The organism is Roseinatronobacter ekhonensis, from assembly GCF_900499075.1.
Lineage (GTDB): Bacteria > Pseudomonadota > Alphaproteobacteria > Rhodobacterales > Rhodobacteraceae > Roseinatronobacter > Roseinatronobacter ekhonensis.
In genome coordinates this window covers 1-11677 of record NZ_UIHC01000064.1, presented here as the reverse complement: position 1 = coordinate 11677, position 11677 = coordinate 1, and the positions used below count along the sequence as shown (strand labels likewise).

Genomic DNA, 11677 nt, shown 5'->3' with positions numbered 1-11677 from the left:
GACCACACAAACAGCCGTTTCCTTCATTGACACGTCGAGTCCCACAAAATGCTTCATCTTCTCCTCCATGCTGATGAAAGCGGTAGCGTAGCACGAGAGCTGTCCCTCTGATTACGCCATGTGGTTCACATGCCAGCCGCTGTTATTCAGCATTCCGGTGATCATGCGATACCCATAGCGTCCGAATTCTCGCGTCAGCTCGATGATGTCCTCAGTCAGCCGCTCTTCGTCCGGCAGGCCGCAGGGCACCTTGCGCTGTGTCGACCGGTGCTGACCCAGCGTGCGGCAGGCCCGGCGCTCGGAAATCCGAAGGGTCTGCCGCACATGGTCGATGCACTGGCGGCGACGGGAAGGGCTTAGAAGTTTCCCCGTGCAGCTTCCCCCAAGATCATCTTGTCCAGTGTCAGATCCGACACAGCCCGCCGTAACCGCTGGTTCTCGGTCTCGAGCTCCTTCAACCGCTTCAGCTGATCCCGGCTCATCCCGCCGTATTCCTTGCGCCATCGGTAGTAGGTCTGCACCGTCACGCCGATCTGCCGCACCGCCTCCGATACAGACTTGCCTTGCCCTTGTAGAACTTCAACCTGCCGCAACTTCAGCACGATCTCTTCGGGCTTGTCTCGCCTTCCAGCCATCTCCTGGTCCTCCTGAAAACGGGATAATCATATCCCTGTGGGTGGACCACTTCAGAGGGGGCACGCCAGTGGAGGGTTTAGAATGCCGATGGTTTGGCGGTATAACCGGACTTGGCGATGGAATTCACCAAGGCGGCTACGTCACTGAGCGCCGGGTCGTGGTCGACCACGATCTTTCCGCTGGCGAATTTCACCTCGGCCTTTTCCACGCCCGGCAGCGCCAGCAGCGCCTTTTCAATTTTCGGCACACAGGAAGGACAGGAAAGCTCGTCACTACGCAGGGTTGTTTGGGTTGTCGTACTGGTCATGGCTGGATCCTTTCATGTGATCACGGTTGTTTCTGAACGAATTCGTGGCGCACAATTAGCGCACAGGATCTGCGTTCGGTGCTTTGACGGCAGTGGACATGATCGGATTGCTTCTGAATGTCGGGAATGAGCATCTTGTCACATCTAACAATGACGCATCCTGATCTGCGTCAGCACCGGTTGCCTCTATACCGCCTATAACTGCTCCAACCGAAGATGCCCTGTGCCTCAGCCCAGTGTGACGACGCATCCACGTCCACCATCACGGTGCATCCCGCAAGACAGGAGTTGATCTCAAAATGGCACAGCCTAAGATACAGCTTGGCCGCGACCCGGCATTCGATGGTTTTCTCGGCGCGGTGGTGGGCGAGGACAAGACAGGTGCCAGTGTCACCGTCCTGTCGATGCTGGCGCGGCTTGATGTCGACCCGTGGAGGGAAGCATCGGAATTGTCCAGTATGCCGGAAGCCCCAGCACAGAAGCGACTCGAGGCATTGTTGGCACGCTTCAAGGACGTGCCGGCGCTTGTGCCGGATCAAGGCCAGGGTGCATTGGCACTGCTGGACCTTTTGCCGAGGCGGACGATCTCTGCGGGGCCCTCTGCGGGTGGCGCGGTGCCTCAAATCATGAACCTGCCATTCGGAGCGCCCGCCTATTGGATCATAGCGACGGTCCTGTTTCTTGTATGGACCGTAGCGCTGACACAGGGGAACTGAGACGCGTCGACGTCCGACAGTTGGCCTGCCCCCAAAAAATTTTTTCTTGAGAGGTACTTGATATGACTGACGAGGCCAAAATCTGGGATCTGGAAGAACGCTTCTGGACGCAAGGTGCAGACAGTGCGCGCCACATGTCCGCGAAGGATGCCGTTTTCGTCTTCCCTTATCCCGTGGGAATTCTACAGGGTGAAGCGCTCTGGCGAGAGGCCGAGGTTGCGCAGCGGTGGCGCTCCGTCGTGATGTCCGAGCGGCATCTGTCCCAACAGGACAATATCGTCGCTCTCGCCTACCGCGTCTCCGCAGAACGGGATGATGCCCCAATTTTTGAAGCGTTGTGCACGTCGACTTACCTAAAGGACGACGACAAGTGGCTGCGCCTGACCCATCAGCAAACTCTGGCGGGTTGAGCCGTTTCGCGCCCGCTCGACCCACTCTCGCGGGCTCTCGGCCGCTGCTGTTCTTAATTGCCCATATCGGTCCGCAAGCTCACGCGTTGCGGGTCTTCCCAAACAGAAAGGTCTGACAAGATGTCCGACACATACACCGATCTCGATCTGCAATTCATTGCAGGTAAATGGAAAAAGGGTAGCACGGGCCGTGCCCTGGAAAGCCGTGACCCCTTCAATGACGATCTGCTGGTATCCATCGACATGGCCGGGCAGGACGAGTTGGATACCGCCTATGCCGCCGCCCGCAAGGCGCAGGTTGGCTGGGCCGAAAAGATGCCAGGCGAACGTGCCGGTGTCATGCGCAAGGCGGTGGCGATCTTCGATGCGCGACGCGATGAAATAGTCGATTGGCTGATCCGCGAGTCCGGCTCTACCCGCGTCAAAGCAGAGGTGGAGTGGGGCCTGGCCCGCGCCATCACCGAGGAAGCCGCCAGTTTTCCGCTGCGGACCGAAGGCCGCATCCTGCCGTCGAACATTCCCGGCAAGGAAAGCCGGGTCTACCGAAAACCGCTGGGTGTGGTGGGTGTCATCAGCCCGTGGAACTTCCCGCTGCACCTGTCGCAACGCTCGGTCGCTCCGGCATTGGCGCTTGGCAATGGCGTGGTGCTCAAGCCGGCGAGCGACACCCCCGTTACCGGCGGGTTGATGATCGCCAAGATTTTTGAGGAGGCCGGCTTGCCCGAAGGGCTTTTGAGCGTTGTCATCGGGGCAGGGGCGGACATTGGAGATGCTTTTGTTGAACATAGGGTCCCCAAGCTGATCTCGTTCACCGGGTCCACACCTATCGGGCGGGGCATCGCGCAAAAGGGTGGCGGGGGCGAGCATCTGAAGCGCCTGGCGCTGGAACTGGGCGGCAACTGTGCGTTTGTCGTGCTGGATGATGCCGATCTTGATCACGCGGTGGACTCTGCAATCTTTGGCAAGTTCCTGCATCAGGGGCAGATCTGCATGGCGATAAACCGCATCATCGTTGACGCTACGGTGCACGATGTGTTCGTCGAAAAATTCGCTGAACGCGCGCGCGGACTGAAATATGGCAATCCGGCCGATGCCGACACCACCATTGGCCCCATCATCAACGCGAAGCAGCTCTCCATCCTTAGGGACAAGATCGCCAAGGCGACAGAAGACGGCGCGACCCTTGTGCTGGGTGGGGAGATCGAGGGCAACGTCATCCCGCCGCATATCTTCTCCGGCGTGACCGAGGATATGGAACTGGCCCGCGAGGAAATCTTCGGCCCGGTCGTCGGCATATTAAAGGCGCGCGACGAAGCCCACGCGCTGGAACTGGCGAATGCCACTGAATTCGGGCTTTCCGGTGCAGTCTATTCCACAAACATCGAGCGTGCGACCGCCTTTGCGCGACGGATGAACACCGGCATGGCGCATATAAACGATCAGCCCGTCAATGATGAACCCAATGCGCCCTTCGGCGGCGAGAACAATTCTGGCATCGGACGTTTCAATGGCGATTGGGCGATTGAGGCTTTCACCACCGATCAATGGATCACAGTGCAGCGCAAGCTGCGTGACCTACCATTCTGAGGAAACGCCGCCATGCGGGTCTGAGTGTTCTGCTTGAGCGGTGGCACAGAAAGAACAACGAAATTTAAGCCGGTCTGGCCGGAACATGAAGGGGAAATTGATATGGAACGCAAAGAGAAATTTGAAGCCGATCTGCGAGCCCAGCTTGACGAATGGACCGCGATTGTCGGCAGATTGCGCGCCAAAGTGGAAGACGAGCATGGCGATACCCGGATTAAGCTCATGACGGAAATTGAAGACCTTACCGGTTATCAGCGAAGGGCCGAGACGTACTTGCAAGAGTTGCACGAAGCCAACGGCGATGCGTGGAAGGACATGAAATCTGAAATCGAAACCGCGCAAGGCCAGATGCGCCAGGCCTTGGACCGCGCCTGGAAGCGGATCGAAATCGAGCCAGCGCCTTCTGCGGATTTGACACGTGAAGAAACAGGCGATCCCAAAGCCTTGCCCCATAAGTCTTCCTAGCGGTCACTTCGCTTTTGTCCGACATTTGGGCGAAGCAAAGGCAAGCCTTGACCAAGGAGGTCATCTTTAAGTCATTCTCGGGTGGTCTTCGATAGCCGCGCCTAACCGCGTCTGCGTCACCCTGTCTCGATATTGTGCTGCATTTGCGAACGTCTAAACCGCACATATTCTGTTGAAAAACGCTGGTTTCTAATCTGTTCCACGGCTCGTTCGCCCGTAAAGGCTCAAAGGGAATATCACTCTTCAAAGGTGCCCAAAATCGTTCAACGCTCGGTTTCGTCCGATCCTTTCGTCACCGTTACTCTAGCGCGCTCAAGAAGCGCTCGTAGTCCTCACTTACATCCCGCGCCTCACTGAACACGCGGGCGCGCTCTTCATCGACGCAACGGAAATAGTCCTGAACATCAGCGATGTAGGCCTCGAAATCCCCCCGGATCAGGTCAGCGTAGGTACGCATGTCGTCTTGGGACTGGGGCAGGAACGGTCGCTCGGGGCGAACACAATCCGCCGACGCAGGCACTGGCGTGCTTCCAATCAGGAACGCCAGCGCCAACGTTGTGTTGCACGCACGGAAAATGTGCAGGACAAAACTCCTTTGCCGTCTTTATGATTACGTGTCTGTCCGCTATCACCGTTATCGGAGCAAGGCGATCTTCGTCAAGTCGTTATTATTGCCTTGCTATCATTTATGTTGTATTGTATCGCCCGTGTGGAAATGATCCCGCGGGCCGATACTCTGAGGAAGAGGAGGCCCCGGGAGGGAACATGATAGAAGAAGCCCCGAATGTGGTTACAGAAGACGGATTGCGAGGCCTCCTGGCCGATGGCTACCTCATCGAGGTGGTCTGCAAGGAGGCGGCAGAAAAGCGCCACAACAGTTGGTACGGCACATGGGTTATCCGTGCCGTCCACGAGGACGGGCGCGACGACAAGATGCTGGTCACCAGCCGCAGCTATCTCAAGATCCGCGAGTTCAAGACCATCGTCGGTCTTGTCAGCTTCCTTGCCGACATGGGCTGCAAGACCGCCAGCATTCCGCTTGAAGAGGGCGGGCGGATGCGCCACGCCGCTCCGGGCCGTGGGCCTGAGCCGCGCACAGGGCCGGTCCTGGTCAAGGACAACTGACCGCGCATTTGCGCTGGTCGTCGCCTTGGGCGCAGGCACCTGTTGCGTGCCCGCGGCCTTTGCAGATGGCTTCATCTTCTCGGTCGGCCCGGATGGCCGACTGGTCTCCGCCTCATCCGAGCAGGGCACATTGCGCTCGTTTGCAGAGACGGATGCGGCACAGACTGACCGGCTCTTCCTCTTTGCCGAGCCGGAAGGCGGTGAAGTCCCGGTCGCGGTCGCCGCATCTGCGCCTCGTGCCATGCGCGCCTCTCCGGAAATCCTCCACGCCATCGAGACAACCGCCCTGCGCTATGGAGGTCACACTGCCCTGCGCCGTGCAGGACTGTCGGTCACCGATTGGGCACTCCTCTACCGGGCAAATATCGAGGTCGAGAGCGCCTACAATCCGGCAGCGCTGAGCCCTGTCGGCGCCATCGGTCTGGGCCAGCTGATGCCCGGCACCGCCCGCGAGCTTGGCGTCGATCCGCATGATCTGGCGCAAAACCTCGACGGATCGGCCCGCTACCTTCTGATGATGCTCGAGCAGTTCGGCGACGGACCCTTGGCGCTCGCGGCCTACAATGCCGGGCCCGAGGCGGTCACCCGCCACGGCGGCATTCCCCCCTACACCGAAACCCAAGGGCATGTGGCCCGTGTGACAGCCGTATTCCAGCGGCTGCGAGGAGATATTTCGTGAATTCCAAAACCAATCAATGCGTGCTGCGCACGCGGGCCATCGTCGCGCTTAGCGCGACGGCCCTTATCGTTCTGGCGGGACCCGCACTTGCACAGAGCATCGATCTTTCACCTGTCCAGACGCTTCTGCAGGGCATCGTCGATGCGATCACCGGGCCGCTCGGCATCGTAATCGGCACGCTCGCCCTGATCGGCGTGTTCCTCTCCTGGCTCTTCGGCGTCCTGGATTTCCGCCAAGCGCTCTGGGTGGTCGTGGCCATCGCCGGCATCGCCGCAGCCCCGACCATCGTCGCCGCGATCTGGACGACCTGAGGTCTCATTATGGCTGACCAGTCCCGCGTCTTCATCGGCCTTCTGAGGCCGCCCAAACTCATGGGCCTGCCGATCATGTATGCCATGGTCTGGCTGTTCGGCTCGACGCTTCTGTTCCTCTGGGTGCAGAGCGGGTTGGTGGCGTTGGGTGCGGGGCTGGCCTGGCCGGCGCTCTGGAAGGCCGCGGACTGGGATCCGAACTTCCTCGATGTGCTGGTGATCACCTTGCAGGAAACTCCGCCCACGAAAAACCGCAAGCTGCACGGAGGCGACAGCTATGCCCCGTGACAGCCTGATGGACGTTGATGAACACGGCGCGATGCTGGATCCGCTGACGGCACTGCCCGCATGGGTGAAGGGCGAAAAGCGGCTCTCATCGATGCTGCCCTACGTCAGCCTTGTCACCGACAGAACCATCCGCACGCGCGGCAACGAGTTGATGCAATGCATCCGGCTCGAGGGGGTGAACAGCACGACGAGCGAGGACGCCTATCTCGACCGGATCGGCGGCCTCCTCGCGGGAATCGTCGGACAGGTCGGAACCGAGTTTTCCTTCTACCTCCACAAGGTCTCGAAGGCGGTCGATGTGACCCTGCCGCCAATACCGGGCGACGGGTTTGCCGCCGAGGTTGATCTGCGCTGGCGCGCCCACCTTGCGCGGGCAGGACTGCGCGACAAGACAATCACCATCTCGGTCCTGAAACGTCCTGAGGCGGGCAGTCGGATCCCCTTCGGTCTTGGTGCATCAAAGGCGCGTCTCATAGCAGACACCACGCGGAGGATGCGCAAACTCGACGAAGTCGTGGCTTTCCTGCTCTCCAGCTTTGATGAACTGAAACCCCGTCTTCTGTCGGCACAGACCGGCGAACTTCTGGGGTTCCTGGGCAGTCTCAACACTGGCGAGGAGCACCCGCTCCATCCGCGCTCGCGCCTTGGCGTGATCGCAGAAGACGTGGCCAACACCCGCGTCACGTTCCGAGGGACCACAATCCATCTGTCCGACGGCGCGGTTGGGGAAAAGTTCGGCGCGATCTTTGCGGTGAAGAACTACCCCGCCAAGACCGACAGCCTGATGCTTGACGAGTTGAACCTGCCCGTCGACATGGTGGTGACGCATTCCTTCGTGCCGATCAACAGCAACATCATGGCCGGGCGCATCAAGCGCCAGCTCCGGCTGATGCAGGCGGCCAATGACGGCGCGGTCAGCCTGGCGGAGGAGTTGGAGCTTGCCCGGGATGATCTGGAATCCAAACGGCTTATTTTTGGCGAACATCACATGAGTGTCGCGGTCTATGCCAGATCGCGAGAGGCGCTCGACGATATTGCCGCCGAGATCCGCAACATCTCGGCCACTTCCGGCATCAACCTGATTTCTGAGGCCTTCGGGGCACGGGCGCATTACATGGCCCAGCATCCCGGGAATACCGGGGCGCGCAGCCGCAAGGCGGCGATCACCAACCACAATTTCGCCGACCTCGCGACCTTCCACCGCACGCCGCTTGGCAAGACCGGGGCGGAAGTCCCCTGGGGTGTGCCGATCGCATTGTTCCCGACGCCGGAACGCAGCGGGTTTCGCTTCAGCTTCCACGAACAGGGCGCGCCGGACCGCGAACCGACGGGCGGGCACACGCTGATCCTGGGGCGTCCCGGCTCGGGCAAATCGGGGTCTGATACCGGAGAGTGCAGGATCGTACGTTAAGGGTTGAGCACGCGTTTTCCATAGGCACGCAGGTTCCCGTTTGGATCGACGTATCGATAGAGAGTGACGGGGCGGATTTTGAGTTCTTTGCAGAGTTCGGCGACGGATGTGTCGCGGTTTGCCATGGCGGCCTGGGCGAGGCGGACCTGGGCCTTGGTGAGCGCGAATTTTCGACCGCCGGTTCTGCCTCTGGCGCGGGCAGCTTGCAGCCCGGCCATTGTGCGTTCGTGGATCAGTTCGCTTTCAAACTCGGCCAGTGCCGCGAAGATACCAAAGGACAGGCGGCCTGCGGCGGTCGTCGTGTCGATCGCAGCGCCTTGGCCCGTCAGCACTTTCAGACCGACGCCCCGCTCGGTCAGCATCGTAACGGTCTTGACCAGATGATGCAGGCTACGTCCGAGCCGGTCGAGTTTCCAAACCACCAGAATGTCACCCACCCGCAGGGATTTCAGGCAGGCCTCCAATCCAGGGCGGTCATCTTTTTTGCCGGAGGCCTGATCGGAATAGGTTTGGCTTTCCGGCACATCGGCAGCAATCAGGGCATCCTTCTGCAGATCGAGCGACTGACTGCCATCGGCCTTGGAGACGCGGGCGTAGCCGATCAGCATGTTTCACAAACGTTCGTTTGCGATGTTTGGGCTCGGCAGTCACTTTCGGGCACCTGACTTATTCCTTATCTCATATCATAAATAAATATAATCAATCCTTCCTACGAAAGCAAAAGAAACATGGCGCATCGCACCATTCTGACCGAGCGCCAACGCGCTGCCCTATTTGATCTGCCAGCCAGTGAAGCAGCGCTGCTTCACCACTACACGCTGGCTGATGATGACCTCGAACATATCCGCGCGCGACGACGATCACAGAACCGGCTCGGATTTGCCCTTCAGCTTTGCGCGTTTCGCCATCCCGGTCGGCTGCTGACGGCTGGAGAGATCATCCCAGAAAAAGTGATCAGGTTCATCGCGGCTCAACTGGGCATGCAAGCGGCGGAGCTGGAGGGCTATGCCGTCCGCGAAGAGACCCGGCGTGATCATCTGATCGAGCTTCGGGCGATCTATGGCTACAAGATGTTTGCCGGGCGTGGTGCCCGCGACCTGAAGGGCTGGCTGGAAACTGAGGCTGAGGTCGCGCGCTCCAATGAAGATCTGGCGCGCCGGTTCGTAACAGAATGCCGCCGGTGCCAGACCATTCTGCCCGGGGTGTCGGTGATCGAACGGCTTTGCGCTGATGCGCTTGTCGCTGCCGAACGTCGGATGGAGGCGCGTATCGCTGGCCGTCTCGACATGCTCATGAGAGGCAGGCTGGATGCCTTGCTGTCGGAAGACGTCGATGGCCGGGTCAGCCGTTTTGTTTGGTTGCGCCAGTTCGAGGTCGGCAAGAATTCGGCTGATGCGAACCGTCTACTGGACCGGTTGGAATTCCTGCAAAGTCTCGGGCTTGCAACCGCTGCCCTTGATTGCGTGCCGCCACATCGCATCACGCGGCTTCGCCGCCAAGGCGAGCGGTATTTCTCGGATGATTTGCGCGACATTTCAGGCAATCGGAGACTGGCGATCCTCGCCGTTTGCACCGTGGAATGGCAAGCTGCGATAGCTGACGCGGTGGTTGAGACGCATGATAGGATCGTGGGTAAAACTTGGCGCGATGCCAAGACGTTATGCGATGTGCATATTGCCGACGCCAAAGCAGCATTGCAGGACACACTTCGCTCCTTCTCAGGCTTGGGGGCCGCCCTCTTGGAAGCGCATGGCGATGGCGCACCCCTTGAGAACGCGGTTACGACCGCCTGCGGTTGGCGCTATCTCGAAGGCCTTGTCGCTACGGCGATGCAGTTGACCAACACAATGGCCGCCAACCCCTTGGCCCATGTCGCCCAAGGCTACCATCGGTTCCGGCGCTACGCGCCACGCATGTTGCGTGCGCTCGATATTCAGGCAGCATCGGTCGCCGAACCTTTGGCCGCAGCTACTCGGCTTGTCGCAGAGGGTGGACAAGCGGCCGTTCGGCCGACAACCTTTCTGCGCCGCAGTTCCAAATGGCACCAACACCTTCATGCGCAGACCCTCGATGATCATCGGCTTTGGGAAGTTGCCGTGTTGTTTCACCTGCGCGATGCTTTCCGGTCAGGTGACGTTTGGCTGGCGCACTCCCGGCGCTATGCTGATCTGAAGCAGGCGCTGGTGCCAATAGCAGAGGCGCGGGCCACGCCCAGATTGACCGTGCCCTTCGATCCGGCAGATTGGCTGGCAGATCGCAAAGCCCGGATGGCGGAGGGGCTGAATCGCCTGGCACGCGCTGCCCGTGCCGGGGCTATTCCGGGTGGCTCTATCGAGGACGGCGTGTTGAAGATCGACAGGCTCACCGCCGCAGTGCCCACCGAAGCCCATGAACTTGTTCTGGATTTATACAAAAGGCTGCCTGATGTGCGGATCACCGATCTGCTTCTGGAGGTTGACGATGCCACAGGCTTCACAGAAGCCTTCACCCATATCCGCACCGGTGCGCCATGCACTGACAGGATTGGCTTGCTGACTGTTCTGCTGGCAGAAGGCCTGAACCTCGGCCTCAGCAAGATGGCCGAGGCCACCAGCACGCATGATTATTTCCAGCTTTCGCGCATCTCACGCTGGCATGTTGAAGGCGACGCGCTGAACCGTGCCTTGGCCACGGTGATAAAGGCGCAGTCCGCTCTGCCCATGGCCCGCTTCTGGGGTGGCGGCACCACCGCCTCCAGCGACGGGCAGTTCTTTGCCACCACACGTCAGGGTGAGGCGATGAACCTAATCAACGCCAAATACGGCAATGAACCGGGGCTGAAAGCCTACACCCATGTCTCCGATCAGTTTGGCCCCTTTGCCACCCAAACCATCCCGGCAACCGTGAGCGAGGCCCCTTACATTCTCGACGGCCTGCTGATGAATGAAGCTGGCAAGAATATACGAGAACAATATGCCGACACTGGCGGCTTCACCGATCATGTCTTTGCCGTCACAGCCCTTCTGGGCTTCCAGTTCATCCCGCGCATCCGCGATCTGCCCTCCAAGCGGCTGTATGTCTTCGATCCGGCCGCCGTTCCAAAGGAGTTGAAAGGCCTGATCGGCGGCAAGGTCAGGCAAAATATCATCACTACCAACTGGCCTGATATTTTGCGCAGTGCCGCCACCATGGTCGCAGGCGTGATGCCTCCCAGCCAACTTCTACGCAAATTTGCAGCCTATCCCCGCCAGCATGAACTGGCCGAAGCCCTCAAGGAAATCGGACGGGTGGAACGAACGCTGTTCATCATCAACTGGCTGATCGACGCCGATATGCAGCGCCGCGCCCAGATCGGTCTGAACAAAGGCGAGGCACATCACGCATTGAAAAATGCCCTGCGCATCGGTCGCCAAGGTGAAATCCGCGACCGCACCGCCGAAGGGCAGCATTTCCGCATGGCGGGCCTCAATCTTCTCGCTGCCATTGTCATCTACTGGAACACCAAACACCTTGGGCAGGCTGTAACCGCTCGAAAACGCGACAGGTTGGACTGCTCACCAGATCTTCTGGCGCATACCTCACCCCTCGGATGGGCACATATCCTTCTCACGGGTGAATACAGGTGGCCAAAACAGTTGTCGCGTAGCCCTTAATTGTGAGATGAGAAATTCAACGAAATCAACGGCTGTGCTTTGCCCTTAAATATGAGATTTTGCCTTTAACTCCGATATTTTTGCCCTTAAACCTGAGACAGGGTTCACAG

Annotated in this window: 12 protein-coding genes and 2 pseudogenes; 10 read left to right on the top strand and 4 right to left on the bottom strand. The window is 59.6% G+C overall.

All coding sequences use genetic code 11. The annotated features are described in order from the left end of the window. Window positions 1-123: 123 nt before the first annotated feature. Together ROE7235_RS20710 and ROE7235_RS17225 are read right to left on the bottom strand one after the other, a co-directional pair. A pseudogene (locus ROE7235_RS20710) lies at window positions 124-635 on the bottom strand (transposase); the annotation flags it as partial. A gap of 77 nt (window positions 636-712) precedes the next feature. Beyond that, window positions 713-943, bottom strand: coding sequence for a heavy-metal-associated domain-containing protein (locus ROE7235_RS17225; RefSeq protein ID WP_092892309.1), 231 nt, complete (start codon window positions 941-943; stop codon window positions 713-715). A gap of 299 nt (window positions 944-1242) precedes the next feature. Between ROE7235_RS17225 and ROE7235_RS17220 the strand changes: the two genes are divergently transcribed. From ROE7235_RS17220 to ROE7235_RS17205, 4 genes are all read left to right on the top strand, one after another. Continuing rightward, the gene (locus ROE7235_RS17220; RefSeq protein WP_092892307.1) at window positions 1243-1659 is read left to right on the top strand and encodes a hypothetical protein; all 417 of its coding nucleotides are present in this window, start codon (window positions 1243-1245) and stop codon (window positions 1657-1659) included. A gap of 62 nt (window positions 1660-1721) precedes the next feature. Continuing rightward, window positions 1722-2069 (top strand): hypothetical protein, encoded by a 348-nt coding sequence (locus ROE7235_RS17215; protein WP_121096835.1) that lies wholly within the window; start codon window positions 1722-1724, stop codon window positions 2067-2069. A 120-nt stretch (window positions 2070-2189) separates the two neighbouring features. Continuing rightward, complete coding sequence (locus ROE7235_RS17210; RefSeq protein ID WP_121096833.1) at window positions 2190-3656, top strand: aldehyde dehydrogenase family protein; 1467 nt, start codon at window positions 2190-2192, stop codon at window positions 3654-3656. 102 nt (window positions 3657-3758) lie between these two features. Continuing rightward, window positions 3759-4121: a sll1863 family stress response protein gene (locus tag ROE7235_RS17205; protein WP_147434253.1), complete on the top strand. Its 363-nt coding sequence runs from the start codon at window positions 3759-3761 to the stop codon at window positions 4119-4121. A 298-nt stretch (window positions 4122-4419) separates the two neighbouring features. Here ROE7235_RS17205 and ROE7235_RS17200 read toward each other — a convergent pair whose 3' ends face one another. Beyond that, the gene (locus tag ROE7235_RS17200; RefSeq protein WP_370743895.1) at window positions 4420-4578 is read right to left on the bottom strand and encodes a hypothetical protein; all 159 of its coding nucleotides are present in this window, start codon (window positions 4576-4578) and stop codon (window positions 4420-4422) included. 308 nt (window positions 4579-4886) lie between these two features. On the opposite strand from ROE7235_RS17200, the gene ROE7235_RS17195 reads away from it, so the two are divergent. The 5 genes and pseudogenes from ROE7235_RS17195 to ROE7235_RS17175 form a co-directional block, all read left to right on the top strand. Next, the gene (locus ROE7235_RS17195) at window positions 4887-5246 is read left to right on the top strand and encodes a hypothetical protein (protein WP_121096829.1); all 360 of its coding nucleotides are present in this window, start codon (window positions 4887-4889) and stop codon (window positions 5244-5246) included. After that, complete coding sequence (locus ROE7235_RS17190; RefSeq protein WP_370743893.1) at window positions 5200-5925, top strand: lytic transglycosylase domain-containing protein; 726 nt, start codon at window positions 5200-5202, stop codon at window positions 5923-5925. The genes ROE7235_RS17195 and ROE7235_RS17190 overlap by 47 nt, the downstream gene beginning before the upstream one ends. 20 nt (window positions 5926-5945) lie before the next feature. Next, window positions 5946-6236 (top strand): TrbC/VirB2 family protein, encoded by a 291-nt coding sequence (locus ROE7235_RS17185; RefSeq protein ID WP_121096841.1) that lies wholly within the window; start codon window positions 5946-5948, stop codon window positions 6234-6236. Between the two features lie 9 nt (window positions 6237-6245). Further along, on the top strand, window positions 6246-6524 hold the full coding sequence (locus tag ROE7235_RS17180) for a VirB3 family type IV secretion system protein (RefSeq protein ID WP_121096827.1): 279 nt from the start codon (window positions 6246-6248) through the stop codon (window positions 6522-6524). Continuing rightward, window positions 6514-7899, top strand: a pseudogene (locus tag ROE7235_RS17175) (VirB4 family type IV secretion/conjugal transfer ATPase); the annotation flags it as partial. The gene ROE7235_RS17180 and the pseudogene ROE7235_RS17175, both read left to right, overlap by 11 nt. 32 nt (window positions 7900-7931) lie before the next feature. On the opposite strand, the gene ROE7235_RS17170 reads toward ROE7235_RS17175, so the two are convergent. After that, complete coding sequence (locus ROE7235_RS17170; protein WP_121096825.1) at window positions 7932-8543, bottom strand: recombinase family protein; 612 nt, start codon at window positions 8541-8543, stop codon at window positions 7932-7934. 120 nt (window positions 8544-8663) lie between these two features. Here ROE7235_RS17170 and ROE7235_RS17165 point away from each other — a divergent pair, with 120 nt between their 5' ends. Beyond that, window positions 8664-11567, top strand: a complete 2904-nt coding sequence (locus ROE7235_RS17165; protein WP_121096823.1) for a Tn3 family transposase — start codon at window positions 8664-8666, stop codon at window positions 11565-11567. Window positions 11568-11677: the final 110 nt, after the last annotated feature.

What these genes read in the sequence shown, in the direction of transcription:
- ROE7235_RS17225 (WP_092892309.1), bottom strand. Translation starts at nt 943, where the DNA reads ATGACCAGTACGACAACCCAAACAACCCTGCGTAGTGACGAGCTTTCC.
- ROE7235_RS17220 (WP_092892307.1), top strand. Translation starts at nt 1,243, where the DNA reads ATGGCACAGCCTAAGATACAGCTTGGCCGCGACCCGGCATTCGATGGT.
- ROE7235_RS17215 (WP_121096835.1), top strand. Translation starts at nt 1,722, where the DNA reads ATGACTGACGAGGCCAAAATCTGGGATCTGGAAGAACGCTTCTGGACG.
- ROE7235_RS17210 (WP_121096833.1), top strand. Translation starts at nt 2,190, where the DNA reads ATGTCCGACACATACACCGATCTCGATCTGCAATTCATTGCAGGTAAA.
- ROE7235_RS17205 (WP_147434253.1), top strand. Translation starts at nt 3,759, where the DNA reads ATGGAACGCAAAGAGAAATTTGAAGCCGATCTGCGAGCCCAGCTTGAC.
- ROE7235_RS17200 (WP_370743895.1), bottom strand. Translation starts at nt 4,578, where the DNA reads ATGCGTACCTACGCTGACCTGATCCGGGGGGATTTCGAGGCCTACATC.
- ROE7235_RS17195 (WP_121096829.1), top strand. Translation starts at nt 4,887, where the DNA reads ATGATAGAAGAAGCCCCGAATGTGGTTACAGAAGACGGATTGCGAGGC.
- ROE7235_RS17180 (WP_121096827.1), top strand. Translation starts at nt 6,246, where the DNA reads ATGGCTGACCAGTCCCGCGTCTTCATCGGCCTTCTGAGGCCGCCCAAA.
- ROE7235_RS17170 (WP_121096825.1), bottom strand. Translation starts at nt 8,543, where the DNA reads ATGCTGATCGGCTACGCCCGCGTCTCCAAGGCCGATGGCAGTCAGTCG.
- ROE7235_RS17165 (WP_121096823.1), top strand. Translation starts at nt 8,664, where the DNA reads ATGGCGCATCGCACCATTCTGACCGAGCGCCAACGCGCTGCCCTATTT.